The organism is Massilia sp. LXY-6 (assembly GCF_051233485.1).
Taxonomy (GTDB): Bacteria; Pseudomonadota; Gammaproteobacteria; order Burkholderiales; family Burkholderiaceae_D; genus Telluria.
This window is the reverse complement of record NZ_JBKFGF010000121.1, coordinates 1-356: the sequence shown is the minus strand read 5'-3', so window position 1 is coordinate 356 and position 356 is coordinate 1. Positions and strand designations below refer to the sequence as shown.

At 47.5% G+C, this 356-nt stretch carries 1 tRNA gene; it reads left to right on the top strand.

Annotation, left to right across the window (positions count from 1 at the left end):
- The first annotated feature begins 63 nt into the window (after positions 1-63).
- Positions 64-139: transfer RNA gene (locus ACI48D_RS26090), tRNA-Ala, on the top strand.
- Positions 140-356 lie beyond the last annotated feature (217 nt).

The following is a 356-nucleotide window of genomic DNA, read 5'->3' as shown; positions in this document are numbered from 1 at the left end:
GTGTTGATAACGCGGGGGTCGTTGGTTCGAGTCCAACCAGCCCTACCACGTTATGTGTATGTCGGGGGATTAGCTCAGCTGGGAGAGCACCTGCTTTGCAAGCAGGGGGTCGTCGGTTCGATCCCGTCATCCTCCACCACTCTTTGTCGACTGTACTTATCCAAGACCTGGGTCTTCGATAAGTGTAGTTCTCGTTCTTTAACAATCTGGAAGAAGTAAAGTTTTCTTTAAGCGTTCAATGCGTCGAAAGATGTAGTGAACACTTAGGGTAGTAATCTGTATGTATCAACAAACAAAGTAAGCTGTCATTTGCCTATGACGATCCCTGATACTCATGCAGGGGCCAACGTTATAGG